This window comes from Paludibacterium yongneupense DSM 18731, assembly GCF_000422925.1.
Classification (GTDB): domain Bacteria; phylum Pseudomonadota; class Gammaproteobacteria; order Burkholderiales; family Chromobacteriaceae; genus Paludibacterium; species Paludibacterium yongneupense.
The window spans coordinates 74904-98780 of record NZ_AUGZ01000023.1 but is presented as its reverse complement, the minus strand read 5'-3'; the positions used below and the strand labels follow the sequence as shown (position 1 = coordinate 98780).

The following is a 23877-nucleotide window of genomic DNA, read 5'->3' as shown; positions in this document are numbered from 1 at the left end:
TTTGCCGATGTGGATGCCGCCCGGGATTGGGTGCGGAGCTTCATCCACTGGTACAACACCGAACACCGGCACAGCCGGATTCGTTTCGTGACGCCAGCGCAACGGCATCACGGACAAGATATTACGCTGCTAGCGAAGCGCCATGCCGTGTATCAGCAAGCGCGCGAGCGGCATCCGGAACGTTGGGCGGGCGCCACGCGAAACTGGACGCCGATAGGCGATGTGACGCTGAATCCGGAGCGGTTGGAAATGCCACAGGCAGCAGTAGCCTAAAACAGGTTTATGCGACAACTACCTTGAAAAACGCCGAAGCGCTGGCCATGGCCGACCGTGTCGCGGTTCTGAAAGAAGGCCGCTTGCTGCAACTGGCAAGCCCCAGGGTGCTCTACGAACAACCGGCATCCCGGGCCGTGGCCGAGTTTGTCGGGCTTTCCAGCATCATTCCGGCCAGGGTTGTCGCCAGCAATCGCATCGATCTGGGTTTTGCGACGCTGGCTGCCGACACTGGCAGCCGCACGCCTGGTTGTCCTGTCTTTGCGCTGATCCGCCCGGAACATGTTCAGGCCGACCCCGCCGAGGAGACGGCGAACCGCCTGCGCGGCAGTCTGGGGACCGAACGTTATCTGGGCTCCGTCTGCCGCTACGACTTTCATGTGCCGGGAGCGGAAACCCCGATCCTGGCCGAATCCCGCTCGGCGGCTCAAAACGCCATTGCAATCGCACCCGAGCATATTCGCTTGCTTGATCAATAACCGCAATTCACCGACAGGAGTGTTCCCATGCAAGGCCGCAAATGGATTCAGGCCGCTCTGGCCCTACCGTTGTTACTGGCGTTGAACAGCGCCCATGCTTTTGAGGGCCCGGAACTTTACCCGGGCGAGAAGGCGCTTTACGCCGCGGCAGAAAAAGAAGGGCTAGTCGTTTCCTTCGATACCGGCCCCGAATGGGCAAACTGGAAATCGCTGTTCCAGAACTTCAAGAAACGCTATCCGGATGTCGAACTCACCTATAACGACCTGGGTTCGGCCGCAACCGTGGTGGCGCTCGACAAGAGCAGGCGTCGCCCGCAGGCCGACACCGCCTACTACTTTGCTGCGTCAGCGCTGGATGCGGTCCAGAAGGACGTCGTGGCGCCGTTCAAGCCCGTCAATTTCGAGAAGTTGCCCTCGGTCTTTCATGACAAGGACGGCCGCTGGTTCACGATTCATACCTTGAACGTAGCCTTTCTGGTCAACAAGAAACTGGTCAAGAATGTCCCCACCCGTTGGGCCGACCTGCTCAAGCCCGAATACAAGAACACCGTGGTCTATCTCGACCCGCGCACGGCGGGAGCCGGTCAGGTCGTCGTGTTTGCCGCCGCCTACGGCAATGGCGGCAGCGTGGACAATATCAAGCCGGGAACGGACTACCTGGGCAAACTGCAACGCGCGGGCAATGTGCAACGGGTGGAAGGGACGACGCCGTACGCCAAGTTTCTGAAAGGCGAAATTCCCATCTGGATCGGGTACGAAAACGACGGTTTGAAAGCCAAGTACGCTGATGGCATGGGCGATGCGATCGAGGTCGTCATCCCCAAGGAAGCCAGCGTTGCTGCGCCCTATGCCATCAGTCTGGTCAAGAATGCGCCCAACCCGAACGCGGGCAAGCTGTGGCTGAACTACATCATGAGCGAGACCGGGCAGAACACCTTCGCCCAGGGCTTCGTGCGTCCCTCCGTACCCGGCGTCAAACTGGCGGCCGACGTACAGGCCAGGATGCCGAGTGCTCCGCAGTTGCGGCCTCTGGATGTGGTCAAGGCATCCAGGCAGAAGGCCGAAGTCGATCGCTTGTGGTCGCAAGCGGTCCTTGGCCGATAACTGGAGGTCGCGATGAGACGCTTTGGCGCATGGCCCGCCTGGATATTTCTAGCGCTATTTTTCCTGGCTCCACTCGCAGCACTGATCCCCGAAGCGTTTGACCGGCAGAGCAGCGCCTTCGGGCGGATTTTTGCCGATGCCCAGTTCTGGAACGCCGTACGGAACACGATCGTTCTGGGGCTGGTTTCCGGCACCCTTTCAACCGTTGTCGGCACCCTGATTGCGGTCGAACTCGCGCGTCAGCCCGAGCATCGCCGGCAAGGGCTGATGACGCTGCTAGGCTTGCCGCTGGCCTTTTCCGGGTTGGTCATCGCCTATGGCTTCATCCTGGCGTTCGGCCGCGCCGGCTTCGTCACGCAGTTGCTGGCCATGCTCGGCGCCGATCCGGCCATCGTCGGCAGCTGGATCTACAGCGTATGGGGGCTGGGCCTGGCCTACGCCTACTACCTGATCCCCCGGGTTGCCCTCTCGCTCTACCCCGTGTTTGCCAACTTCGATCGGCGCCCGCTGCTGGCGGCCCGGACCCTGGGCGCCACGCGCGGCCAGGCTTTCATCGATATCGTGCTGCCGGAAATTGCGCCTTCGGTTTTTTCCTGTGCCTGCCTGATTGCCGCTCTGGCCATGGGAACCTACGGCACGGCGCTCGCACTGGCGGGAACGCAACTGAACATTCTGCCGTTGATGCTGCTGGCGAAAATCAGCGATGGCGGATCGGATTTCGCAGGCGCAGCTGCGATCTCCCTCGTCTTGATGGTGATCTGCGTGATCGTAATGGGAACAGGTGATGTCCTTGCAAGCAGACGTGAAAAACAAGTTGGCGCCATCGACCGTTGAGTTATTGGAGCGCCTGGCGATACGGCAAGCGGGACCGGAACGCTACCGGCAGCCGGTGGCAATCATAGGACCGGGCAATGGCCAGCCGATGGAGTGCACGGCCGCCTATATCGTGGCGGCCTGCCTCGCCGGCGCCGGCGTGCCCATCGTCTGCGGAGGCCGCGGCGGGGTCATGCAGGCGGCCTCGCGCGGCGCGGCAGAAGCTGGGGGCATCGCCATCGGCATTCTTCCGGAAGAAGACCTGCAGGCAGCCAACCCCTATCTCACCGTGGCCATTCCGACCGGCATGGGAGAGATGCGCAACGCGATCATCGCCCGGTGTGCAAGCTGCCTCGTGGCCGTAGGCGGGGGCCTTGGAACGGTCTCCGAGATGGCACTGGGCCTGAAGTGGAACAAACGGGTGTTCACGCTGTATGCGGACCTGGCTTTGCCGGGCACCGACGCGGCGCTGAATGTCGGGCACCTGGTGGAGCTGGTCGCGGCATACTTGCTCGACCCGTTTCCTGACGATGGCGTGGCCGCCTGAGCGCAGGGCAGCGGGCAGCTGCCCTCGATGCGCTTCCCAACGTCTTACGGGAAGGGGGGCGGCAGCATTGCAGCCAATGACAGGGGCGAAAGGCACAAAGGCCTGCCGCATGGCGGCAGGCCTTTGTTTTTTGGCTGCGGGGGCACGGCGGCAAAGGCATAGGAAGGAGCGAAGACTGCTGCTGGCAGCCGGGCGCGAAGGATGAATTTAACCGTACATCAAGTGCTGGCAGAGGGCGGGTAAGTCGTGCCCGGGGCATCATCAGCCTTGAACACAACCTCAACCCCCGCTATTCCCCCGCTCGCAGTAGCAATCAGCTTGCCCGTGATTGGACAATACGGGTGATCACACGTTGATTTGAAACCCGATTGGCTCGCTGTTGGTGTAACTACCACCGTTCTCTTACAGCTCGAGCAAAAATATTCCTCTGGAACCCTCGAAACAAGATGGGATGTCATCGCTGTGCCCTGCAATTAAAAAACTAGAGTACACCCATTCGAGCGGCCCATTTCCTGCAACTGCACCCAGCGCTATCGAAGCCAGCCAGCCAAGGAAAGACTCGCCTCTGATTGAAGCAACAATGCCTTTGAATCCTTACAAAACAAGGATGACGGAGCAAGACAGCTTAGCCGACACTGACACCATGAGACACCGGGAGGCCAGAAAAAATAGTCTCAATGGCGAGATGGTGGCAAAAATCGATTCAGTTGGGTACGCAAGCACACAGACGCCCCAGCGCACGGCCTCTAGTCTCTATCCTGGCGAATAGCTTTTCACCCGCCGAACACAGCTCAACGCACAGCCAACTTTTAGCGCACCACTTCCACGGCACAGTCCAGACGAGGCCGCCGGCTGTCCCCCATGCTTGTCGTGCGTACACCCGGCATCTGCAATGCCCCTCTTGATTCCTGCCCAGGCCATATTCGCGCAGGAGCATCCGCCGGAAACGACCATGGCAGACGAAATCAGGCCTTGGACCGCCAAGCGCAAAGCTGCCCTGGCGATGGAAATCATTCAAGGGAAGACCACGGTAGCCCAGGCTTCGCGGTCCTTCGACCTGACGCCATCAGAAGTCGAAGAGTGGGTCGACGAGGCCAAGCGCGGCACGGTGAATACGCCTCACGGTTAAGCTTTCTGCGACAGATTTTGAGCAGCGACAGCGGACTGGAGCAGCAAATGAGCAAGAACCTTCGCAAACCGGGAGTGTCTCCTGCCAGCGAACAGAAACCGGAGCACTCCGATCAAGGCCGTGCAGGCTGGTTTCGGCGTCTTTTTCACATTGTCGGCCCGGGAGTCGTAACAGGCGCCTCGGATGACGATCCAAGCGGTATCGGCACCTATTCTCAGGTGGGCGCGCAGTTTGGTTTCAACATGCTATGGACCATGCCGCTGACTTTCCCTTTGATGGCAGCAATCCAGGTAATTTGTGCACGGATCGGCCGGGTTACCGGAAAGGGTATCGGCGCAAATCTACGCGAACACTACCCGCGCAGGCTGCTCTACCTGATGGTTTCACTGCTACTGATCGCCAACATCCTCAACATCGGTGCCGATTTGAGCGCAATGGGCGCGGCCCTACAGCTACTGCTTCCCGGTAACGTGGCTATTTACACCACCCTATTTGGGGTCGTATCGCTGCTGGCCGAGTTATGGATTCCTTATCACCGTTACGTGTCAGTGCTGAAATGGTTATGCCTGTCATTGTTTGCATATGTTGCAGTTGTTTTCGTGGTCAAAATTCCGTGGAATACAGTAATACTCAAAACGTTCATGCCGACTATTTCCATAAAATCCGACTACCTAACCGGCATCGTTGCGGTGTTCGGCACCACTATCAGTCCCTATCTGTTTTTCTGGCAAGCCTCGCAAGAAGTCGAGGACATGAAGGCCTCACCGACCGAGCAGCCATTACGTGCAGCGCCTGGCCAGGCCGCTCGGCAATGGGCGAGAATCAAGGCTGACACGCTGCTTGGCATGGCACTGTCAAATATCGTTGCCTATTTCATCATCCTGACCACTGCAGTCACCCTTCATGCGCACGGCCGTACCACGATCAGCAGCGCGACGCAGGCAGCCGAGGTATTGCGCCCGATTGCCGGCCAGCTGGCATTTGCACTGTTCGCGCTGGGCATTATCGGCACGGGTTTGCTGGCAATCCCGGTATTGGCTGGCAGTTCGGCCTATGGCGTCAGCGAGGCGCTTCGCCTGAAAACAGGGTTGGAACGCAAACCGCTCGATGCGGTCGGTTTCTATGCCGTGATTACGGCATCGACAGTGGCGGGCGCGGTGCTTACTTTCCTTCACGTCAATCCCATCCAAGCATTGTTCTGGAGCGCCGTGATCAATGGCGTCGTAGCAGTTCCTCTTATGGTAGTGATCATGTTGATGGCGTCACATGCGGTCATCATGGGGAAATTTACCCTGTCACACCCGTTGAAGTTGGTGGGCTGGCTAGCCACGGGGGTGATGGGTTTGACGGTGATTGGCATGTTACTGAGTTAGCACCTGGCTTCTGGAAGTGGCTTTGGCACCCGTAGCCACGATGCCGTGGCAAGCATAATCGGGGGAGCGCGATCGGCCATGGCGTAACAGTCCCGCGATCCATCATGGACAAACGACTCTGTAGATGAGATTCGTGCACTGCCGACAAGCAAGTCTGCAGCCCAAGACCCCAAACACGAAGTCACGGCACTCCACTTCTGAACTCATCCACCGAGTCCGGACTTCGCCCAGAGGCGGACGCTCGTGCATGCATCATCGTGGTTGAAGCAGAAAAGAGAACGCCGGGTCCAGAGGTCAACGATGCCGCCGCCAGAGCACTCGGCGTACTAACAGGGCATGCAACAAGGGATCGCTAGCGCGAGGCGTTTTCAGAATCGAGCGATGCGCGGCAGGAAGACGTACGAAGCTCGAACGATGCAGCGAGATTTGTCTGGATGAATCAGGGGGGTCAAAGATGGAACAGGAGGTATTCTTGCTGAAGTGAGTGCCGGTGCTGCCATTGCAGCTACCGGCACTACTACAAATGTGGTTGCGGGGGCAGGATTTGAACCTACGACCTTCGGGTTATGAGCCCGACGAGCTACCAGACTGCTCCACCCCGCGTCAGAAACCGGGCCCTGCGTGACGTGCTGCAGGAGTGACGCCATAGTATCCAGAAATCGGAGAGCTGTCAACCATTAACGCAATAAATCTCCATGTCATCAGCCCGCTTGCCAAGGGCGAGACTTGCCTCTAGAGTAAATACTTGATACACGGGCGGCGTCACGAGCGCACCTGTCTATCGGCTTTCCTGTCGTTTCTTGTGTAGAGATCCTAATGGCCGCTGATGCGGCCATTTTTTTCGTCTGCCCATGCGCGAAAGCGGCCCCCGGCACGGCCGCCGCCGACACTGCGCTTGCGACACCCCCAGAAAGCAGCAGGGCCGCGGAAGCGGCCCTTTTTGGAGAGTGGAACTAAGCCGGCCCTCAAGCGGCGGCGGTTGCGACGAAAGCATTGGCAGGATACAACGCGCTGCTCAGTCCGAGGGCAGAGAGAAATGTCACTTCGAACATTTTTCCGACCTGTCGGATGCTGACGACTTCAAAGCGGTTGGTTCTACCGGTATCGTCATGTTCCAGGATTTGATGACCTGGTTGGAGTTGGCTGATTTTCATTATTTTCCTTCTTATCGGCATTACACAAAACGAGCATTGTTGTGATTAGTTTCACATAGAGTTGTTTAGTTAGACTACAACGAAATGGCTTTTGTTAATAGTGCTTTTGTACTCTAACAGTCGCAAATTAAGCTTTGTTTACGAGGGAAAATTCCCGCAAAACGCACAGAAAAAAAAACCGCCTGGCGTTTGCACGCCAAGCGGTATAGTTATAGCACAAGAGCAACTTAACCGATACGCATACCGGCCATAGCCCCTTCATCGGCATCCAGCAGGAACAGGCCCGAGTTGTCATCTTCGCCCGAGGCGCACACGATCATGCCCGAGGACACGCCGAAACGCATCTTGCGCGGTGCGAGATTGGCGACCACCACCACCTTGCGCCCGATCAGGTCCCTGGGCTCGGCATAGGCTTTGCGAATGCCGGAGAAGATGGTCCGCGTCTCGAAACCGAGGTCGACGGTAAAATTCAACAGCTTGTCGGAGCCCTCGATAAACTGGCAGTCGAGCACCGTTCCGATACGCAGGTCTATCTTGGCGAAGTCGTCGATGGTGATGGTTTCGGCCAGCGCTTCGAATGCGGGCGCCGCCGGGGCGATGCTTTGTTTGTTGGCTTCGATCAGGGCATCGATCTGCTTCGGCTCGACCCGCGTCATCAGATGCTGATACGGTCGGATCTCGTGATCCAGCAACAGGCTGTCGGCATCGTCCCAGCTCAGGGCCGGAATCTGCAGGAAAGCTTCGACGTCGGCGGCCAGGCGCGGCAGCACCGGTTTGAGGTAGATCGTCAGCAGACGGAAAGCATTGATCAACACGGTGCAGACCTGCTGCAAACGTGCGTCCTGTCCTTCTTCGCGCGCGAGCTCCCACGGCTTGTTCGCATCGACAAAGGCATTGACCGCGTCGGCCAGCCCCATCACATCGCGCAGCACGCGCGAAAACTCGCGCGCCTCGAAGGCTTGCGCCAGCGAAGGCGCGGCTTGCGCCAAGCTGTCGAGCAGGCTGGCATCATCGATGCGGGCGGCCAGACGGCCACCGAAGCGCTTGCTGATGAAACCGGCCGCACGCGAAGCAATATTGATGAACTTGCCGACCAGATCGGAATTGACGCGGGCGACGAAGTCCTCCAGCGACAAGTCGATATCCTCGATGCGGGCATTGAGCTTGGCGGCGATGTAATAGCGCATCCATTCCGGGTTCAAGCCACAGTCGAGATAGCTTCGGGCGGTGATGAAAGTGCCGCGGGACTTGGACATTTTCTGGCCATCGACGGTCAGGAACCCGTGCGCGAAAACGCCGGTCGGCGTTCTGAAACCCGAGTTTTCCAGCATCGCCGGCCAGAACAGCGCGTGAAAATACAGGATGTCCTTGCCGATGAAGTGGTACATCTCGGTGGTCGAACCCGCGTCCAGAAATTCGCCGAAATCGGCGCCGATGCGATCGCACAGATTCTTGAACGACGCCATATAACCGATAGGCGCATCCAGCCACACGTAAAAATACTTGCCCGGCGCATCGGGAATCTCGAAGCCGAAATACGGCGCGTCACGCGAGATATCCCAGTCCTGCAGCCCGCCTTCGATCCACTCGTTCATCTTGTTGAGCGATTCGGCTTGCAGATGCGGCTGCCGGGTGCCGTCGGCCAGCGTGCTGCTGCCCGACGTCCATTGCTTGAGAAAATCCGCGCACTCGCCCAGCCGGAAGAAGTAATGCTCCGATGTCTTGAGCACCGGACGAGCGCCGGAGACGGCCGAGTACGGATTCTTGAGATCGGTCGGACCATAAGTGGCGCCGCAAGATTCGCAATTATCGCCGTACTGGTCTTTCGCGCCGCACTTGGGGCACTCTCCCTTCACGAAACGGTCGGGCAGGAACATCTGCTTTTCCGGATCGTACAACTGCTCGATGGTCCGGCTGGCGATCTTGCCGTTCGCACGCAAAGCCAGGTAGATCTGTTCCGAAAACGCCTTGTTCTCGGGCGAGTTGGTACTGTAGTAGTTGTCGTAGCCGATATTGAAGCCGGTGAAATCGGCCAGATGCTCGGTCTTCACGCGTTCGATCAGCGCCTCGGGCTCGATGCCCTGCTTCTGCGCAGCCAGCATGATAGGCGTGCCGTGCGTATCGTCAGCGCACACATAGTGACAGACATGGCCACGCATCTTCTGGAAGCGCACCCAGATATCGGTCTGGATATGCTCAACCATATGCCCGAGGTGGATTGCGCCGTTGGCGTAGGGCAGCGCGCTCGTCACCAGAATTTTGCGTTGCGTTGTCATGCAGTGGCCTTTTTCAAAATCTCGAACGAAGCAGTATAGCAGCCCGGACGCAGCCTGCGGTGCTCACGCGCCGACAGGCGCCGGCGCGCGCTCGGCCATGGCGGCGTTGACCATGGGCAGAGCCAGCGCGCAGAACAGCAAGGCAAATGCCATGGCTACCGCGGCAAAGCCGGCGATGCCGGCGGCGAGGTAGGCACGGCGCAGCATCTCGATACCGGACGCATAACAAAGCATGCACAGCATTGCCATGCCGGCAGCGACACAGCCTTTGGCGTGTGCGGTCGCCGTCAGCGCAAAGCGGTATAGCACGGCGAAAGCCAGCCCCTCTCCGAATGCCATCACGCTCATCCCGGTCACCATCCACAGCGGGCGCCCGCTGCCGGCCAGCAGCAATGCCATGCCTGCCACGACCGGCAGTGCGCCGACTTTGACCGACAAGCCGAGCGGCCAGCGCTCGGTCAAATGCACCAGGGCCAGATTACCGAGAATCAGACCGCCGAAGACCGGCAACTGGCACAGACTATAGTCGCGGGTCGACAAACCGCAGGCCTCGACCAGCATCAACGGCGAAATCGCAACCCAGCCCATCAGCGGCAAGGCCAGCAACGGAATGCACAGCGTCGAGGACATAAAGCGGCGGTTGCCGAGCAGCGCGCGGTAGGTGCGCAGCATGACCGCCAACTCCAGCGGACGCCGGTCGCGCTGCACGGTCTCGGGCATGCTGAACCACAGGCCGACCAGCGCCAGCCCCGACAAAGCGGCGATCACGATAAAGCCGGCCTGCCACGGCCAGATGCGGATCAGTGCCGCTCCCGCCAGCGGACCGGCCAACGGTGCCAGCAAGGCCACATTAGCCATCAGCGCCGTAACCTTGACTGCCGCCTTCTCGGCGAACGCTTCCTGCAGGCAGGCGTAGCCGACCGCAGAGATGAAACACAGTCCCATGCCCTGCATCAGGCGCAGGGCGATGAAACCCGTAATCGAGTGCACGGACAGCATCGCGAGGCAGGAAACGATGAACAGGGCGACGCCCCACAGCATCACAGGACGGCGGCCGATGCGATCGGACAACGGCCCCATCAGCCACGGCAACAGCGCGCCGCCGAGCAGGAAGGCCGTCATCGATGTCGGAACCCAGGACGAGTCGACGCCAAGATCGCGCGTCACTGCAAGCATGGCCGGCTGCACCATGTCGTTGGCGATGTAGACCGCGAATTCGAACAGGACCAGAGCCAGCGGAAACACCAGCGCAGACGGCGTCAAGGCCGCGCGGGTCGGAGCAATGTGCATGGAAAACCTTAAATGGGGGACCGGCGGCGGGATGCGTGCTGCGCAAGCCGCAAAAGCGGAAGGGGCGGTAGTGTAGCGGAAAACACGGTTGCACACAAAATAACTCGACATAAAGATACATCGGCGCTGCAGCGGCGGGCGCGCTGGGCTATGATGGCCCAATCGACAGCGTCAAGCCGGACGGACTAGAATTGCCGGATATACCGCCTTCCCGGCACACCCTTATGCTATCCAGACTGACTCGACTGTTCACGGGCAAGCCCGATACCCAGGACCGCTCCGCAATCATGGCACTCACCGAAACCCAAATCATGCAGGCCGTGTCGACCCTGATCGACCCGCTGACCCTCAAACCTTACGGCGCCAAAGCCATTCGCTCGATCACGCTGGGCGAGGACACTTTAGCCGTCGCCGTGGCCCTGCCCTACCCGGCGCGGAGCCAGTTCGAACGCGTGCGCGCCGAATTCGCCGCCGTACTGACGCCGCTCGCGCCGCAACACGCGGTCACGGTGTCGGTGTCGAGCCAGATCACCTCGCACTCGGTCCAGCGCGGCGTGTCTCTGCTGCCGGGGGTCAAAAACATCATCGCCGTCGCTTCGGGCAAAGGGGGGGTCGGCAAGTCGACCACGGCGGTCAACCTCGCACTGGCACTCGCGCAGGAAGGGGCGCGCGTCGGCATTCTCGACGCCGACATTTACGGCCCCTCGCAACCGCTGATGATGGGCCTGCAGGGCCGACGCCCGGAAAGCCCGGACGGCAAGAGCCTGCTGCCGCTCATCAATCACGGCATCCAGACCATGTCTATCGGCTATCTGGTCGAAAGCGACCAGGCGATGGTGTGGCGCGGCCCGATGGTCAGTCAGGCGCTGCAGCAACTGCTCAACGACACGCGCTGGGACGACATCGACTATCTGGTCATCGATATGCCGCCGGGCACCGGCGACATCCAGCTGACGCTGGCGCAGAAGGTCCCGGTCACCGGCGCCCTGATCGTGACCACGCCACAGGACATCGCCTTGCTGGATGCACGCAAGGGACTCACCATGTTCGAGAAGGTCGGCATTCCCATCATCGGTCTGGTCGAGAACATGGCAATCCACATCTGCTCGCAATGCGGCCACGCCGAGCCTATCTTCGGCGAAGGCGGCGGCGCGCGCATGGCCGAACAGTACGGCGTCGACCTGCTCGGCTCGCTGCCGCTCGACATCGGCATCCGCCTGTCCACCGATCAGGGGTGTCCGACTGTCGCGGCAGATCCTGACGGCCAGGTAGCGGCGCTGTATCGCGAAATCGCGCGCAAGGTTGCACTGCGCGTCGCGCAGAAAGCGCAGGATTTCAGCAGCAAATTCCCGAAAATAGTCATACAGAACGACTGAGCCATGATCGCGATGTTCGACTCCGGCCTCGGCGGGCTTTCCATCTGGCGCGCCGTGTCCAAAGCGCTGCCAGACTGGCCGATCACCTATCTCGCCGACCAGGCCTATGCGCCCTACGGAAGCCGCAGCCGGGCCGAAATCACCCGGCGCACGCTGCAGGCCGGGCATTTTCTCGAACAGCAGGGAGCGAAGCTGCTGGTGGTGGCCTGCAATACGGCAACCACGGTGGCGGTCAAGGCACTGCGCCGCGAGCTGGCGATACCCATCGTCGGCGTTGAGCCGGCGATCAAACCGGCCGCGGCGGCCAGCCGCAACGGCCGCATCGGGGTTCTGGCCACACCGGCGACGCTGGCCAGCGATCGCGTACGCAGCCTGATCGAACAGCATGCCGACGGTGTCGCCGTGCTGTCGCAGCCCGGGACAGGCTGGGTGGAGCGGGTAGAAGCCGGAGATCTCGACAGCGCCCACACCCGCAAGGTGGTCAGCGAGGCACTGGCGCCGCTGCTGCGCGAGCGCGTTGACCATATCGTGCTCGGTTGCACGCACTACCCGTTTCTCGAGCCGCTGATCCGTGAACTGGCGGGCGACGGCGTAACGCTGGACGACCCCGCGCACGCCATCGCGCGGCGCGTGCGGTCCCTGCTCGCGGACCAGGCCGCCCCTGGCCGCCTCCCTCGCTACCGCTTCATCACCACCTCGCCCGACGCCTGCGACATGGCCGCGCACCTGCCAGCCATGATAGGGGCCGCCTATCCGGTCGAGTCGCATCCGCTGGAACAGACACCCCCGTCGCAGCCGCATCGACTATAAAGAGAAGGCGGGGTTTACCCTCCCCGTCTTGTCTCACCCCGTCTTTGAGGATGCCGCCAATGCGGATTCGTTCCTGCGAATTGCGGCATATCCGCAGCCTGGATATGTTGCTGGAACAACTGACCCTCCAACTGCCGTTGCCGGGCGGGCAGGTCTACTCGCTCGACGCCTTGTACGATGCGCTGCGACACGGAGTCGTCGGCCCGTTCGAAATCTACTGGCGCGATACCGACATTGCGCGCCAGGGCCTGGGCATCGACCTCTACGCTTCCATCCTTGAAATACTGGAGACCATCGCCCGCGAACGCGGCGACGTGACGCTCGACATCCACCACTGACAGCCCTCCCCTGCGCCCGCCGCCCGCCTTGCCCGCAGATTGCGTAAGACAGTCCGTGCCGACTTGTCTATAATCGCGCCCACTTCCCGCCGCTGCGGCAGGAAGGACTCACCACAACCACAATAACCGGCCACGTCCGCGCCGGATGCCCTTCTTGCGCCAGTTTTCCGGCGAAAAGAAACGGGCCTTCATGCCCCGCACGGGGTGACTTTCATCGCAAAACAGGGAACAGAGACCCATGAAATCCAAACACCTCACCCGCTACATCCTGCTGGCGCTTGTGCTAGGCATCGTCGTCGGCTATCTGTGTCGCAGCCTGGGCGGCCCCGAAGCCAGCAAAGCCTATGCCGACAACATCAGCACCCTGACCGATATCTTCCTGCGTCTGATCAAGATGATCATCGCGCCACTGGTCTTCACCACCCTGGTCGCCGGCATCGCACGCATGGGCGACGCCAGCGAAGTCGGCCGCGTCGGCGCCAAGAGCATGCTCTGGTTCGTGTCCGCGTCCTTGCTGTCTCTGACGCTCGGTCTGATCATGGTCAACTGGTTTCAACCCGGCCATGCGCTGAACCTGCCGCTGCCAGACGTCCACGCACAGTCCGGCATCAAACAGACGGCACTGACCTTCAAGGACTTCGTGACGCACGCCTTCCCCAAGAGCGTATTCGAAGCCATGGCCAATAACGAGATCCTGCAGATCGTCGTGTTTTCCTTGTTCTTCGGCAGCGCCGCCGCCGCCATCGGGCAGCATGCGCGTCCGGTGGTCGACTTGATGGATACGGCCGCCCATATCATGCTCAAGGTCACCGCCTACGTCATGTACCTGGCCCCGATCGCCGTTTTCGCCGCCATCAGCGCAACCGTGGCCAAGGAAGGCCTGACCGTGCTCGGCGCCTACGGCACGTTCATGGGCGAGTTCTATCTGGTGATGATTCTGTTCTGGGTCATCATGACCGTGATCGGCGGCTTCTTCCTCGGACCGCGCGTGGTCACGCTGATCCGTTCGGTACGCGAGCCCCTGCTGCTGGCTTTCTCGACCGCCAGTTCGGAAGCGGCTTACCCCAAGACGCTGGAACAGCTCGAGCGTTTCGGTTGTTCCAATAAAATTGCCAGCTTCGTGCTGCCGATGGGCTACTCGTTCAACCTCGACGGTTCGATGATGTACTGCACCTTCGCCACCATGTTCATCGCCCAGGCTTACGGCATCCAGCTGTCGCTGGGGCAGGAAATCTCGATGCTGCTGATCCTGATGCTGACGTCCAAGGGCATGGCCGGCGTGCCGCGTGCCTCGCTGGTCGTCGTCGCCGCCACCTTGAGCCAGTTCAATATTCCGGAAGCCGGCCTGCTGCTGCTGCTCGGCATCGACCATTTCCTGGATATGGGCCGTTCGGCGACCAATGTGGTCGGCAACACCATCGCCACCGCCGTCGTCGCCAAGTGGGAAGGCGAATTCAAGCCGACAGCGGCGGAACGGTGAGCCGCGCATCTCGTGTTTGACAAGCTGCGATTTGTTCACTAGAATGCGTTTCTCACTGAGACGGAGAGATGCCGGAGAGGCCTAACGGCCCTGACTCGAAATCAGTGGGCGGTTTTACCGCACGAGGGTTCGAATCCCTCTCTCTCCGCCAACGTAACGCAAGAAAGCCCTGATCATTCAGGGCTTTTTTGTTGCCTGTATTCCGGGCGCCCGCCCCTGCACGGCGGACCTGTCGGCAAGGTCGCGGCGGAGACTGGCGCGGGATAAGGGTGGCATGCAAAACGGATTAGTCATGCGATCGAGAAAAGCTGCTCGCGCAGCCACATATGCCCCGGATCATGGCTGGAGCGCGTATGCCAGAAAGCCGAAAGAGCGAATTCCGGCAACGAAAATGGCATCGGATGGAGCTCCAGATGCATTCCAAAACTCGCAAGAAAGCGCTTGGGCAGCGTGCACAGGCAATCGCTGCTCATCAAGATGGTCGGAATGACGCCATAGTTTTGCACCGAGATGGCCACATCCCGCCGAAGCCCCAGCTTGGCCAAAGCCGTGTCTACGGCGCTGGCAAAGTTTCCGCCGTCGCCCGACACCATGGCATGAGGCAAACTGAGGTAGGTATTCAGATCCACCGCGCCCGATACCAGGCCGCGCCGGCAAGCCACACAAAATTCATCCCGCAGCAAGCGCCGACTGATCAGCCATTCACCGGAGTCAGGCGGCGTACCGATGGCAATATCGGCTTCTCCTCTTTCCAGGGCCTCTCCGACCCGGCTTTTGGGAAGGTTCAGAAACGCAAGTCTTACTCCTCGCGCCTTCGCCTGCTGTGCGAGCGCAAGCAGAGGACCGGCCAGCATGCTGGCAGCATTGTCGTTCATTATCAGGACAAATGTTCGCTGCGCCTGTTCAGGAACAAAGTCCGGCGGCGCCTCCAGCAGCTGCTTGAGCCGTTCCAGCGCCTGATGCAGAGGCGCTTTGATCGCTTCTGCGCGATGGGTCAGCACCATACCCCGGCCCTGCTTGGCAGGCACAAGCAATGCATCATCGAATAAAGTCCGCAGCCGCCCAAGTTGCGCCGACAGTGCCGGCTGGCTGATGTGCAACCGTTGCGCCGCTTTGGTCACGTTGCCCTGTTCCAGCAGCGCATCCAGCGAAGCCAGCAACTTTAGTCGCTCAGGCGATATATCCAATTTGGTTATACCTCACATATAAATAGAAAATTTCATTCTCTGCCATGGCATCGCCATAATGGTTTTCCAGGACGATAACTACCGGGAAAAATAATCATGAACCATGAATCTAATAGGGCGATAGCCAGGCAATTTCATGCCGCACTGATTAAAGGCGACTGGGCCGCCATCCGCGCACTATTGAGTGATGACGCAAAATGGATTTTGCCAGGCGACAATACCATCTCGTCACCCGCACAAGGGGCTGAAGCCATTGTGGAGCGAGCACAGAAAATTGCCGGGTATCAGCTTGAATTCGAATTGCTTCATATTTTATCCGGTCCGAAGGATGCCGCCTTGCATCTGCACAATACCGCCGAGCGAGGCGACATCAAACTGGATGAATATCTGGCAACCATCCTTCGAATAGAAGACGGGAAGATAATATTCATTGAAACCTTCCTGTCCGACGTGGCGGCTATGAACACATTTTTTGTATGAACAACGATAACTCTCGCGCTGACGAGAGGTCGTGATCGCTGGCCGGACAGCCGGCCCATTTTCATGGGGCCGCTCTCCCCGATCGTACCGCCCCGCGGCGAAACCTGCCTTTGCCAGGATCGCGCATCGCAGGTGGGTTTCGATCTCCCTTCGGCGCAGAGGGGCGTGCGAGCATACAGCGCAGATGCCCCGCACGCTCATTCGGACACACGCCCGCCATCCCCGCCACTCCGGCTGGAGTCACATCACGATCAGCTTGAGCCCGTGCATCGCCCATACACTATGCCGATCACGGGCGCAGCCTGACCGTGTTCGGACGCCACGATCAATTCGTGCGGCGATCGGCACGCTGCGAGGCGCTAGTACCCGGCCTACGGCGGCACAAGTCCGTATGCCTGTCCATGATAGCGCGTTCGCATCGCGACCAAAGCCCGGAAATCCGCTCTCTCCCTCGCCCCGGCCTTAGGCCGTCGACTCAGAGCGCCCAGCCGGAAGCGCGAACGCGACGCAGAACGGAGGCTGTCCCGCCCCGGGGAATGAGCACACTCGAATCAAGAGCGGACATGGGTTCGCTATCGAACAGACTTGCATAGCGGCAACGCTCAGTCTGAACCTACCGCAGCGTGAGTCTGCCAATCCTGATAGAGGAATACGAGTCATGAACAAAAATCAGATCAAAGGGCGTGTCGTGGAAACGCAAGGCAAGGTCAAGGAAGTCGTTGGCAAAGCCGTCGGCAACACGAAGCTTCAAGTGAAGGGCGCGATTCAGAAGAACATCGGCGCCGCTCAGGCCGCGCTAGGCGACGCCAAAGAAGATATCGCGAAGAAGGCAAAAAAGGACGCCGGCACGAAGCGATGAATGGAGATGAAGTGGAGAAACCATGGATGTACTCATTCTCGCGATTGTCCTTTTGCTGCTGTTCGGCGGTGGCGGGGGCATGTATTGGGGTATGGGCATGGGCTGGGGAATTGGCCCGCTCGGATTGATCGCTATCGTCGTTGTCATCTCTTTCTCGCTGTATGGCTATCGCCGGAGACGACGTGACAGAAACGAGGCATAAAGCAAGGAGGGGCATACCCTGTTACATCCGGCGCAAGCAATATTTCATGAGGGCGGCACCTGGAAATCCGGAAAGCACGACACCGGCACTCCAAGTGCTCCAATTTGAGGGGGTTTTCAATACACCAGCCGAAAAATTAACTTCATACGCTGGAGTATCGTTTTGATTCAATCCTGAAGTCCGATCTTTGCATGCACTGGGGGCGGCGTGCTTATCGATGCTTGGCCAGGCGAACCCGATTTTCAGCATTCATCATAAACACACCGGATCCCCTTTGTCATGCTCTCCCCTTCCCGTCATCGGTTCTCTGTCCTTCGGCCACATACGCTTGCACGCTGCGTTGCCTTGTGCTGCATGTGGGTGATGGCTCCGGCGCTTGCCCTGTCGCCCGCATCGACTGCCCCGCCCCCCGTGGTCTCGACTCCGGCAGCCGATGCCCCGGCTCCTCCGTCTACCTGGTGGAGACGGTTTCTGGAGGACCTGGATGAAACCTGGGACTCAGATCAGTATGAGCTGTACGTGCCATTACATACCTGGCATAACAGGCGAAGCTATACCGCCGAACATATTGCCGGCTTCAACGAGAACCCCTGGGGGGTCGGGATAGGCAAGGTCCGCTATGACTCCCTGGGAAACTGGCATTCCCTGTACATGATGGAGTTTCAGGACTCCCATGACGAGGTTGAGCCGCTTGCCGGCTATGGCTATGAAATGACCTGGCGTCAGGGTGCGAACTGGCGCCTCGGGCTCGGCTACACCGTTGGCGTGACCGCGCGCCAGGACGTGAGCTATGTACTTGTGCCGTTTATTTTGCCGCTGGCCTCCATCGAGTACGGGCGTTTCTCGCTGCAATCCACGTATGTACCCGGTGGCAAGGGTTACGGCAATATCCTCTTTACCTGGATGCGCTGGAAATTCTGAGATCCGTTCGCGATGTGCATGACCATCGACCGCGGATTCAAAAAAGTTCGATCTTGGGCAGCCCCGCGTCTGCGGGCATCGCGCCCCCCACCGCACCATGGCGCGCTTCATTGTTCAGGTAGTCATCGAACAGACGCTCCATTTGTCCGGGAATGTGCACAAGCTCGGTGCCGGACGCCGCCAATTCGCGGAAAAACGCCTGCAACAATCCGTTGCGGCTGTCCATCGTAGCCACGATCCGCTCAATGCGCTGTCGTACCACGTCCTGGAACTGGATTTCGCCCAGCATCTCACCGATTTCCGTCGCCAGACTGGTGTTGTGTTCGGTTACCACGCCGAAAAGCGTCTTGTAATACCGGTGCATTTCGTCGTGGCTTTCCTCGAGTCGCCGTATGGAATCCACGACCTTGCCCGCATCCCGCATCTGCTGGGCGGAGTCGCCGAGAAAACTGAACTTGAGGCCGTTTTCCATGGTCTCCTGAGCCCTGGCCAGGCCTTCCTCTATCATCACCGCCGCTTTGCCGGAACGTTCCGACAACTTGCGCACTTCATCGGCCACGACGCTAAAGCCACCTCCGGACTGACCGGCACGCGCCGCCTCGATCGACGCGTTGAGCGCAAGCAGGTTGGTTTGCTTGCTAATGTCCTTGATGACATAGGCAAAACTGACCAATTGATTGATCTCATCGCCGGCCTTGCGCATATTCGTCACATCCTGCTCCAGCCGCTCTGGCAGTTCCTGCACGAAGGTACCGATCCGGGTGATGAAGGCGACGCTGTCGCCGATTTCCTGCTCCATTCCACCGGTCTGCACGTTCGAATTGCCGAGATAGGCGAGCAGTTTCTCCGCGGCATCGCTAAGCCTGCGCACCCGCCGGATCAAACTCATGGCCGCAGCTTCGGTTTCTTTGTTGACTTCCTGCATGCGCTCGCCGAGAGCGCTGTCCAGGCACACGTGTTTTTCTACCAGACTCGCAGCCTGCGCGCCGAGATTCAGCACAGCCTCCTTGTCGGATGACGATTCGGGTTGCCGTGCGGCGGCTCGCCGCGCCCGCCCCCAAAGAACGCTGTTGGATATCAAAACAACAACGGTGGGGACCAGCAATCCGAAAATTCCCGGCTCCCCCAACAACAGCAAGGCAGCGATCTGCACCCCCAGTGCGATTACGGTAACAAGCACTAGCGGGCGGCTGGATAAAACGGCGCTGACATCTGCATTACGATGCGTTTTCATAAACGCCCCCCCTGGCTGCAGGTGAACTCAAACCGACAGTGGACAATGAATCGAGAGCCGCCCGCATCTAGGCCCCCGGCAGAACTTGTCTGATGATTTTCAGCAAATCGGCACCGCCTACCGGCTTGACCAGCCAGCCAGTGGCGCCGGCCGCCTTGCCTTCGTCGCGCTTGGCCGCCTGGCTTTCCGTGGTCAGTGTCAAGATGGGCGTGAAGCGAAAGCCGGGGAGCGCGCGAATATTCCTGATCAGCTCCATGCCGTTCATGTTCGGCATGTTGATATCGGTGATTACCAGGTCGGGCTTGAGTCCGGCTTTCAGCTTGCCCAGCGCCTTGACGCCATCCTCCGCCGTCTCGACCTTGAAGCCGGCGATTTCCAGATTGTTGCGCACACTGAGCAGCATGGTGGCCGAATCGTCTACGATTAATATTGTTTTTGTCATGAGTCTTCCTTAAGTGCTTTGCAGAGATGACGTCAACCAGGCAAGCAGGGCTGCCTCCTTCGGCCAGGCGAGAACGGTCGGCCGTGCCGCCATCAACACCTGTAGATTCGCTGCGTGCAAATGCGTGCAGGCAGTCAGGTCGACTTGTCCGCACGGTGTTTTTTGTAGCCACTCCAGCAAGAGTTCGGCCTCTTCGACGCCGACACAGCCCTTGAGCAGCACCGTTTTTTCCTGAAATTCAATTGCCATTACGTCAGCTCCCTCGGATTCAAGACCATCAGTACCGTGCCGTCGCCGAGCAATGCCGAACCGGAATAACCCGCCAGACCGCCGAGAATGCCGACCAGTGGTTTGAGGATGATGTCTACCGTTTCGCGGAAATCGTCCACCACGATGCCGATGTTCTCTCCCTGATGGCGGATGACGAGGGCGGCGAACTCGTCATCCTCGTTGGGCCGCTGTTCCTGATTGATCGCGAGTAAGGCGTTGAGCGACAACAGGGGCACGATGCTGCCGCGCAGAACCGTGGTCTGATGCTGTTTGATGTGGCGGATGGCGGCGCGCGGCACGCGCACGGTCTCCACCACCATGTCCATCGGCACCCCGAAGATCTGCTGGTCGGACTCGACGATCATGACATTGGACACCGCCATGGACAGCGGCAGCGACAGGCGCAGCAGCGTTCCCTTGCCCTTCTCGCTCTCGATACTGACCGTGCCGCCGACCTTCTCCATGGCATTGCGTACGACATCCATGCCGACTCCCCGTCCGGATAGATCGGAAACCGTCTCCACGGTCGAGAAACCGGCCGCAAAAATCAGGTTCACCGCCTCCTGATCGGTGATCCGCTCCAGAGTCGCTTCGTCAATGACGCCCTTCTCATAGGCCTTCTTCTTGATATGCTGGGGGTCGATTCCCTTCCCGTCATCGATGATCTCGATCAACACCCGGTCTGCGGCCTGGCTCGCACGGATGGTCAACTTGCCCTCGGCCGGTTTGCCTGCGGCCAGACGGAGCGCCGGCAGCTCGATGCCGTGGTCGAGACTGTTGCGCACGATATGGATCATGGGATCGGCCAGGGCCTCGACGATATTCTTGTCAACCTCGGTCGCCTCGCCTTCCAGCACCAGATTCACCTCTTTGCCGAGCTTGCGCGAGGTGTCGCGGACCAGGCGCGGAAAGCGCTGAAAGATGAAAGAAACCGGCATCATGCGCACCTGCATGATGGCATCCTGCATTTCCTCGGCAATACGGTTAACCACCGCGTATTGCGTCTTGATTTCGCGCGCCAGATCGCGCACGCCATACTGACTTTCGGCACGGGCGGCGAGATAGGGCAGACTGTTCTTGGCGACCACCATTTCACCGATCAAGTTCATCAGGCGGTCGATCTTCGTTTGATCGACCTTGAGCGTCTTGGCAGTGCCGGGGACATCGTCGGACCGGCGTCCCAAGCGGAGCCCCTCGGGGCCTTCCACGCGCGTCGGCATATCCGGAGCAAGCGCGGCGCCGACCGGTTCGGGCATGGAACTTCGCGCATCGACAGTGGCCGCCGGGGTAAACCCGGCCAGAAGCGCCGGACCATATTCGTCCAGCCAGCCCAGCAGAGGCGCCGCTTTGTTTTCGGCCAGGGACTGTTCAAGAGCGTGCTCCAGGGCATCGTGTCGCCTATCCCCGCCCATCCGGGGGCAGCACGCCGCCAGAGTTGCCGCCACCGCCTTCAGACGGCCTCCCCGCCACGCCACATCGTCCTGCAGGGCAAGAATCTCGCGCTGGGCAGCCAGAATTTCGGCAAGGGCCGCACCATCGGCAGTCGATTGCCCACCGTCCCCGCCCGCGGCACGTCTTCCGGCCGCCACGTCGCCCCAGCACGGAGTGGTCAGGGTGCGCAAGGACTCGATCAGAGCGCGCAGGACCAGGCTATTGCCCGGCTCGAGCTCCAGGATCAGCAGCAACCAGCGCAAGGCCGACGCGAGCCACAGCTTGGGCGCCGAAAATTCGAGCATGCACCGCGTCGTCCGCTCCAGTCCTGCCAGATCGCCGTTGTCGAGCAAGGCGATGGCATCGGCGACGAAATCCTCATAGACCGCCCCGCCGTCCGGATCACCGACCGGCACAAGCAGGGCGAGGGGTGAAATGGCAATGATCCGCGTCTCATGCGGCATGTAGCGGAACAACTCATGCAGCGCGGCCGGCTCGGCCGTGCTCAGCAGCCGGAATACCAGCTGGCAGTGATAAGCATCGAGTTCGGCGAGTTCCGGCCAGGGCTTCCGGGCGCTGACATCGCGCCAGACGACGCCAGGGACCTGCCCCACCTGATAAAGCGGGTCCTCGCCCTTGAAGAAACACTCGGCATCGGGTGCATATTCGACCCAGGACAAAGCATCGCCGCTCAGCGCGGCACGATACCACTCCATGCGCCGTTCTTCGGGCATGGAGGCCAGCGGCAGTTCCGGCGCGCCCACCGAGGCGGCAGCCCCACTGTCAACCGGATTCCCTGCCTCGTCTGCCCCCGCAGGCAGCAGGCTGCGCAGATTCCTGGCCAGGCGGGCCGAGCTTGCGACATGCTCCACACCGATGCTCCCCACCCCCTCGATTTCATCGAGCAGCAGGAGCACGAAGTCCATCGCTTCGAGCAGAAGATCGGCCAGGGCCCGGCCATACGGCACCCGGCCGTCGCGCACGGCATCGAGCACGTCTTCGCCGGCATGCAGAACGCCGGTCATTTCCGGAAATTCGAACAAGCCGCTATTACCCTTGAGGGTATGCACCATGCGGAACAATTCGCCAATCAGCGCGCGACTGCCCGGTTCGCTTTCCAGCTGCATCAGCTTCTCGCCGATGGATTGCTGGAAATCCCGCGCTTCAGAAATGAATTGGTCGAGTAAGGGATTCATGGCCTAGGCGCTCCAAGCAACAGCCGAACGTCAGTCAGCAAGGCATCGGGCTTGACCGGCTTGATCAGATAAAAATTGGCGCCGGCGACATAGGCCCGTTCGAGATCGGAGCGGGCGGCTTCCGTCGACACCATGATGGCGGGTGCCTGCGGCAGTTCGGTCTTCCGCAGTTCCTGCAGAAAACCGTAGCCGTCGAGCTTGGGCATATTGACGTCAACCAGGTACAGATCGAACGGTGCCCGCAAGGCTTTTTCCAGCCCTTCGACGCCATTGATCGCTTCATCCACCGCGTAACCCGCTGCTTCGAGGATGCTACGGTGGTACAGACGCACGGTGGCGGCGTCATCGATAACGAGGATGCGCTGCATCATTCCTCCCGTGTTTTTTGGTGCACGATCGCCTCGGCAAATTTGCGCACCCGGAATAGCGACGAAATGCGGCTCATGGACTCGGAATGCCCGAGGCAGACAAAGCCGCCCGGATTCAGTGCGTCATAGAACGCTTCTGCAGCCTGGCGCCGTGACAGATCGTCGAAGTAGATCAGCAAATTGCGGCAGAAAATCAGATCGAAGTTGCGGTAGGCACGCACATCGACCGGGTCCATCAGGTTGACGCGCGTAAACTCGACCGCCCCCAGCAACTCATCGGCGATCTGATACTCGAGACCGATCGGCTTGAAATATTTTTTCAACAGCTGTCCGGGCAGGTGCTGCACAGAACGCGCCGAATAGCGCCCTCTCCGGGCCTGCCTGATGATGCTGGTATCGATGTCGGAAGAAATGATTTCCACATCCCATTCCTTGAGCGCCGGCCAATGCTCGAGCAGGTACATCACGATCGAATAAGCCTCTTCACCCGATGACGAGGGGACCGACCAGATGCGAATCGGCGTGGAGTCCTTCTTGTGGCGGATGATCTCGCCAAGCAACGAATTGACCATGCATTGAAACTGGTATTCCTCGCGGAAAAAGTAGGTCTCGTTGACCGTCATCAGATTGACCAGGGTCTGCAGCTCGTCGCCACTGGTATCAAAACGCAGCATCATGAAATAGTTGCGAAAGCACTCGCTATCAGTCCTCTCGATACGTTCGATCAGGCGCTTGTCCACGAAATAGCGCTTGGAATCCTCGAACTGGATGCCGGTCTTGCGATAGAAAAACTCCCGGAATTTGCGGAAATCCTCTTCGCTGATGGTGATCTCGGCCATGGCCGT

General features: G+C 59.9%; 24 protein-coding genes, 2 tRNA genes and 1 pseudogene. 16 read left to right on the top strand and 11 right to left on the bottom strand.

Translation table 11 applies throughout. The features are described from left to right. From G520_RS0109920 to G520_RS0109885, 7 genes and pseudogenes are all read left to right on the top strand, one after another. Window positions 1–273 (top strand): annotated as a pseudogene (locus tag G520_RS0109920) (IS3 family transposase); the annotation flags it as partial. A 23-nt stretch (window positions 274–296) separates the two neighbouring features. Next, entirely contained in the window at window positions 297–752 is a 456-nt protein-coding gene (locus G520_RS22340; protein ID WP_051229306.1) for a TOBE domain-containing protein, read from the top strand. 27 nt (window positions 753–779) lie between these two features. After that, on the top strand, window positions 780–1856 hold the full coding sequence (locus G520_RS0109910) for an extracellular solute-binding protein (protein WP_028535522.1): 1077 nt from the start codon (window positions 780–782) through the stop codon (window positions 1854–1856). Between the two features lie 12 nt (window positions 1857–1868). After that, a complete protein-coding gene (locus G520_RS0109905) occupies window positions 1869–2690 on the top strand; it encodes an ABC transporter permease (protein WP_028535521.1) in 822 nt (273 codons plus the stop codon). Further along, window positions 2641–3216, top strand: a complete 576-nt coding sequence (locus G520_RS0109900; RefSeq protein ID WP_028535520.1) for a TIGR00725 family protein — start codon at window positions 2641–2643, stop codon at window positions 3214–3216. The genes G520_RS0109905 and G520_RS0109900 overlap by 50 nt, the downstream gene beginning before the upstream one ends. Before the next feature lie 952 nt (window positions 3217–4168). Next, window positions 4169–4345 (top strand): DUF1153 domain-containing protein, encoded by a 177-nt coding sequence (locus tag G520_RS22335; protein ID WP_036665965.1) that lies wholly within the window; start codon window positions 4169–4171, stop codon window positions 4343–4345. Window positions 4346–4392: 47 nt separating this feature from the next. Continuing rightward, window positions 4393–5718, top strand: a complete 1326-nt coding sequence (locus G520_RS0109885) for an NRAMP family divalent metal transporter (protein ID WP_084637562.1) — start codon at window positions 4393–4395, stop codon at window positions 5716–5718. Window positions 5719–6244: 526 nt separating this feature from the next. On the opposite strand, the gene G520_RS0109880 is transcribed toward G520_RS0109885, so the two are convergent. The 4 genes from G520_RS0109880 to G520_RS22330 form a co-directional block, all read right to left on the bottom strand. Beyond that, a tRNA-Met gene (locus G520_RS0109880) sits at window positions 6245–6321 on the bottom strand. A 362-nt stretch (window positions 6322–6683) separates the two neighbouring features. Beyond that, window positions 6684–6872: a hypothetical protein gene (locus tag G520_RS0109875; protein ID WP_028535517.1), complete on the bottom strand. Its 189-nt coding sequence runs from the start codon at window positions 6870–6872 to the stop codon at window positions 6684–6686. A 227-nt stretch (window positions 6873–7099) separates the two neighbouring features. Then, on the bottom strand, window positions 7100–9148 hold the full coding sequence (metG, locus tag G520_RS0109870; protein WP_028535516.1) for a methionine--tRNA ligase: 2049 nt from the start codon (window positions 9146–9148) through the stop codon (window positions 7100–7102). 63 nt (window positions 9149–9211) lie between these two features. Continuing rightward, on the bottom strand, window positions 9212–10438 hold the full coding sequence (locus G520_RS22330; RefSeq protein WP_036665954.1) for an MFS transporter: 1227 nt from the start codon (window positions 10436–10438) through the stop codon (window positions 9212–9214). Between the two features lie 287 nt (window positions 10439–10725). On the opposite strand from G520_RS22330, the gene apbC reads away from it, so the two are divergent. The 5 genes from apbC (at window position 10726) to G520_RS0109840 (ending at window position 14593) form a co-directional block, all read left to right on the top strand. Beyond that, complete coding sequence (gene apbC, locus G520_RS0109860) at window positions 10726–11814, top strand: iron-sulfur cluster carrier protein ApbC (RefSeq protein ID WP_028535515.1); 1089 nt, start codon at window positions 10726–10728, stop codon at window positions 11812–11814. A 3-nt stretch (window positions 11815–11817) separates the two neighbouring features. Then, window positions 11818–12624, top strand: coding sequence for a glutamate racemase (gene murI / locus G520_RS22325; RefSeq protein ID WP_036665953.1), 807 nt, complete (start codon window positions 11818–11820; stop codon window positions 12622–12624). A 59-nt stretch (window positions 12625–12683) separates the two neighbouring features. Next, window positions 12684–12962, top strand: a complete 279-nt coding sequence (locus G520_RS0109850) for a barstar family protein (protein WP_036665952.1) — start codon at window positions 12684–12686, stop codon at window positions 12960–12962. 238 nt (window positions 12963–13200) lie between these two features. Next, a complete protein-coding gene (locus G520_RS0109845; protein WP_028535513.1) occupies window positions 13201–14442 on the top strand; it encodes a dicarboxylate/amino acid:cation symporter in 1242 nt (413 codons plus the stop codon). Window positions 14443–14504: 62 nt separating this feature from the next. Continuing rightward, window positions 14505–14593 (top strand) — tRNA-Ser (locus tag G520_RS0109840). A 139-nt stretch (window positions 14594–14732) separates the two neighbouring features. Here the strand turns inward: G520_RS0109840 and G520_RS0109835 are convergent. Beyond that, the gene (locus G520_RS0109835; RefSeq protein ID WP_036665948.1) at window positions 14733–15629 is read right to left on the bottom strand and encodes a LysR family transcriptional regulator; all 897 of its coding nucleotides are present in this window, start codon (window positions 15627–15629) and stop codon (window positions 14733–14735) included. A 96-nt stretch (window positions 15630–15725) separates the two neighbouring features. Here G520_RS0109835 and G520_RS0109830 point away from each other — a divergent pair, with 96 nt between their 5' ends. The 4 genes from G520_RS0109830 to pagP all read left to right on the top strand — a co-directional run bounded on the left by G520_RS0109830 (window position 15726) and on the right by pagP (window position 18091). Further along, window positions 15726–16109 (top strand): nuclear transport factor 2 family protein, encoded by a 384-nt coding sequence (locus tag G520_RS0109830; RefSeq protein ID WP_246542678.1) that lies wholly within the window; start codon window positions 15726–15728, stop codon window positions 16107–16109. A gap of 658 nt (window positions 16110–16767) precedes the next feature. Continuing rightward, a complete protein-coding gene (locus tag G520_RS0109825) occupies window positions 16768–16968 on the top strand; it encodes a CsbD family protein (RefSeq protein WP_028535510.1) in 201 nt (66 codons plus the stop codon). A gap of 22 nt (window positions 16969–16990) precedes the next feature. Further along, on the top strand, window positions 16991–17170 hold the full coding sequence (locus tag G520_RS0109820; RefSeq protein WP_028535509.1) for a DUF3309 family protein: 180 nt from the start codon (window positions 16991–16993) through the stop codon (window positions 17168–17170). A 279-nt stretch (window positions 17171–17449) separates the two neighbouring features. Beyond that, window positions 17450–18091, top strand: coding sequence for a lipid IV(A) palmitoyltransferase PagP (pagP, locus tag G520_RS0109815; RefSeq protein WP_345938732.1), 642 nt, complete (start codon window positions 17450–17452; stop codon window positions 18089–18091). 37 nt (window positions 18092–18128) lie between these two features. On the opposite strand, the gene G520_RS25680 is transcribed toward pagP, so the two are convergent. The 6 genes from G520_RS25680 to G520_RS0109785 form a co-directional block, all read right to left on the bottom strand. Further along, entirely contained in the window at window positions 18129–19325 is a 1197-nt protein-coding gene (locus tag G520_RS25680; protein WP_084637561.1) for a methyl-accepting chemotaxis protein, read from the bottom strand. Between the two features lie 67 nt (window positions 19326–19392). Continuing rightward, complete coding sequence (locus tag G520_RS0109805) at window positions 19393–19767, bottom strand: response regulator (RefSeq protein WP_028535507.1); 375 nt, start codon at window positions 19765–19767, stop codon at window positions 19393–19395. A 9-nt stretch (window positions 19768–19776) separates the two neighbouring features. After that, a complete protein-coding gene (locus G520_RS0109800; protein WP_028535506.1) occupies window positions 19777–20016 on the bottom strand; it encodes a hypothetical protein in 240 nt (79 codons plus the stop codon). Continuing rightward, window positions 20016–22664 (bottom strand): chemotaxis protein CheA, encoded by a 2649-nt coding sequence (locus tag G520_RS0109795; protein ID WP_028535505.1) that lies wholly within the window; start codon window positions 22662–22664, stop codon window positions 20016–20018. The genes G520_RS0109800 and G520_RS0109795 overlap by 1 nt, the downstream gene beginning before the upstream one ends. Continuing rightward, window positions 22661–23035: a response regulator gene (locus tag G520_RS0109790; RefSeq protein WP_211222799.1), complete on the bottom strand. Its 375-nt coding sequence runs from the start codon at window positions 23033–23035 to the stop codon at window positions 22661–22663. Before G520_RS0109790 ends, G520_RS0109795 begins: the two co-directional genes overlap by 4 nt. Further along, complete coding sequence (locus G520_RS0109785) at window positions 23032–23871, bottom strand: CheR family methyltransferase (protein ID WP_028535503.1); 840 nt, start codon at window positions 23869–23871, stop codon at window positions 23032–23034. The genes G520_RS0109790 and G520_RS0109785 overlap by 4 nt, the downstream gene beginning before the upstream one ends. Window positions 23872–23877 lie beyond the last annotated feature (6 nt).

Bases quoted from the DNA above. Each gene is read 5' to 3' on its own strand.
- G520_RS0109875 (WP_028535517.1), bottom strand. From the start codon at position 6,872: ATGAAAATCAGCCAACTCCAACCAGGTCATCAAATCCTGGAACATGAC.
- G520_RS0109845 (WP_028535513.1), top strand. From the start codon at position 13,201: ATGAAATCCAAACACCTCACCCGCTACATCCTGCTGGCGCTTGTGCTA.
- G520_RS0109825 (WP_028535510.1), top strand. From the start codon at position 16,768: ATGAACAAAAATCAGATCAAAGGGCGTGTCGTGGAAACGCAAGGCAAG.
- G520_RS0109850 (WP_036665952.1), top strand. From the start codon at position 12,684: ATGCGGATTCGTTCCTGCGAATTGCGGCATATCCGCAGCCTGGATATG.
- G520_RS0109900 (WP_028535520.1), top strand. From the start codon at position 2,641: ATGTCCTTGCAAGCAGACGTGAAAAACAAGTTGGCGCCATCGACCGTT.
- G520_RS25680 (WP_084637561.1), bottom strand. From the start codon at position 19,325: ATGAAAACGCATCGTAATGCAGATGTCAGCGCCGTTTTATCCAGCCGC.
- G520_RS0109830 (WP_246542678.1), top strand. From the start codon at position 15,726: ATGAACCATGAATCTAATAGGGCGATAGCCAGGCAATTTCATGCCGCA.
- G520_RS0109805 (WP_028535507.1), bottom strand. From the start codon at position 19,767: ATGACAAAAACAATATTAATCGTAGACGATTCGGCCACCATGCTGCTC.
- pagP (WP_345938732.1), top strand. From the start codon at position 17,450: ATGCTCTCCCCTTCCCGTCATCGGTTCTCTGTCCTTCGGCCACATACG.
- metG (WP_028535516.1), bottom strand. From the start codon at position 9,148: ATGACAACGCAACGCAAAATTCTGGTGACGAGCGCGCTGCCCTACGCC.
- G520_RS0109795 (WP_028535505.1), bottom strand. From the start codon at position 22,664: ATGAATCCCTTACTCGACCAATTCATTTCTGAAGCGCGGGATTTCCAG.
- G520_RS22335 (WP_036665965.1), top strand. From the start codon at position 4,169: ATGGCAGACGAAATCAGGCCTTGGACCGCCAAGCGCAAAGCTGCCCTG.
- G520_RS0109800 (WP_028535506.1), bottom strand. From the start codon at position 20,016: ATGGCAATTGAATTTCAGGAAAAAACGGTGCTGCTCAAGGGCTGTGTC.
- G520_RS0109820 (WP_028535509.1), top strand. From the start codon at position 16,991: ATGGATGTACTCATTCTCGCGATTGTCCTTTTGCTGCTGTTCGGCGGT.
- G520_RS22330 (WP_036665954.1), bottom strand. From the start codon at position 10,438: ATGCACATTGCTCCGACCCGCGCGGCCTTGACGCCGTCTGCGCTGGTG.
- G520_RS0109905 (WP_028535521.1), top strand. From the start codon at position 1,869: ATGAGACGCTTTGGCGCATGGCCCGCCTGGATATTTCTAGCGCTATTT.
- G520_RS0109785 (WP_028535503.1), bottom strand. From the start codon at position 23,871: ATGGCCGAGATCACCATCAGCGAAGAGGATTTCCGCAAATTCCGGGAG.
- G520_RS0109910 (WP_028535522.1), top strand. From the start codon at position 780: ATGCAAGGCCGCAAATGGATTCAGGCCGCTCTGGCCCTACCGTTGTTA.
- apbC (WP_028535515.1), top strand. From the start codon at position 10,726: ATGGCACTCACCGAAACCCAAATCATGCAGGCCGTGTCGACCCTGATC.
- G520_RS0109885 (WP_084637562.1), top strand. From the start codon at position 4,393: ATGAGCAAGAACCTTCGCAAACCGGGAGTGTCTCCTGCCAGCGAACAG.
- G520_RS0109790 (WP_211222799.1), bottom strand. From the start codon at position 23,035: ATGATGCAGCGCATCCTCGTTATCGATGACGCCGCCACCGTGCGTCTG.
- murI (WP_036665953.1), top strand. From the start codon at position 11,818: ATGATCGCGATGTTCGACTCCGGCCTCGGCGGGCTTTCCATCTGGCGC.